A 1,735-nucleotide genomic window follows, 5' to 3' on the forward strand; every position below is an offset into this window, starting at 1 on the left:
TCTTTAACAATTTATCAGACAATCTGTGTGGGCACTCGAAGATACGGATTCTTAACGTCGCAAGACGAAAATGAATACCAAGTCTCAAGAGTGAACACGTAATTCATTACGAAGTTTAATTCTTTGAGCATCAAACTTTTAAATTGAAGAGTTTGATCATGGCTCAGATTGAACGCTGGCGGCAGGCCTAACACATGCAAGTCGAACGGTAACAGGAAACAGCTTGCTGTTTCGCTGACGAGTGGCGGACGGGTGAGTAATGTCTGGGAAACTGCCCGATGGAGGGGGATAACTACTGGAAACGGTAGCTAATACCGCATAACGTCGCAAGACCAAAGAGGGGGACCTTAGGGCCTCTTGCCATCGGATGTGCCCAGATGGGATTAGCTTGTTGGTGAGGTAACGGCTCACCAAGGCGACGATCCCTAGCTGGTCTGAGAGGATGACCAGCCACACTGGAACTGAGACACGGTCCAGACTCCTACGGGAGGCAGCAGTGGGGAATATTGCACAATGGGCGCAAGCCTGATGCAGCCATGCCGCGTGTATGAAGAAGGCCTTCGGGTTGTAAAGTACTTTCAGCGGGGAGGAAGGGAGTAAAGTTAATACCTTTGCTCATTGACGTTACCCGCAGAAGAAGCACCGGCTAACTCCGTGCCAGCAGCCGCGGTAATACGGAGGGTGCAAGCGTTAATCGGAATTACTGGGCGTAAAGCGCACGCAGGCGGTTGATTAAGTCAGATGTGAAATCCCCGGGCTCAACCTGGGAACTGCATCTGATACTGGTCAGCTTGAGTCTCGTAGAGGGGGGTAGAATTCCAGGTGTAGCGGTGAAATGCGTAGAGATCTGGAGGAATACCGGTGGCGAAGGCGGCCCCCTGGACGAAGACTGACGCTCAGGTGCGAAAGCGTGGGGAGCAAACAGGATTAGATACCCTGGTAGTCCACGCCGTAAACGATGTCGACTTGGAGGTTGTGCCCTTGAGGCGTGGCTTCCGGAGCTAACGCGTTAAGTCGACCGCCTGGGGAGTACGGCCGCAAGGTTAAAACTCAAATGAATTGACGGGGGCCCGCACAAGCGGTGGAGCATGTGGTTTAATTCGATGCAACGCGAAGAACCTTACCTGGTCTTGACATCCACGGAAGTTTTCAGAGATGAGAATGTGCCTTCGGGAACCGTGAGACAGGTGCTGCATGGCTGTCGTCAGCTCGTGTTGTGAAATGTTGGGTTAAGTCCCGCAACGAGCGCAACCCTTATCCTTTGTTGCCAGCGGTCCGGCCGGGAACTCAAAGGAGACTGCCAGTGATAAACTGGAGGAAGGTGGGGATGACGTCAAGTCATCATGGCCCTTACGACCAGGGCTACACACGTGCTACAATGGCGCATACAAAGAGAAGCGACCTCGCGAGAGCAAGCGGACCTCATAAAGTGCGTCGTAGTCCGGATTGGAGTCTGCAACTCGACTCCATGAAGTCGGAATCGCTAGTAATCGTGGATCAGAATGCCACGGTGAATACGTTCCCGGGCCTTGTACACACCGCCCGTCACACCATGGGAGTGGGTTGCAAAAGAAGTAGGTAGCTTAACCTTCGGGAGGGCGCTTACCACTTTGTGATTCATGACTGGGGTGAAGTCGTAACAAGGTAACCGTAGGGGAACCTGCGGTTGGATCACCTCCTTACCTGAAAGAACTGTACTTTGCAGTGCTCACACAGATTGTCTGATGAAAAGTGA

Annotated in this window: 1 rRNA gene; it reads left to right on the plus strand. The window is 52.5% G+C overall.

Annotated elements, in window-relative coordinates:
- Window positions 1-140 precede the first annotated feature (140 nt).
- A 16S ribosomal RNA gene (locus tag EA14781_RS21670) occupies window positions 141-1,682 on the plus strand.
- The last annotated feature ends 53 nt before the right edge of the window (window positions 1,683-1,735 follow it).

Origin of the sequence: Escherichia albertii NBRC 107761 = DSM 17582 (assembly GCF_000759775.1) — a bacterium.
Classification (GTDB): domain Bacteria; phylum Pseudomonadota; class Gammaproteobacteria; order Enterobacterales; family Enterobacteriaceae; genus Escherichia; species Escherichia albertii.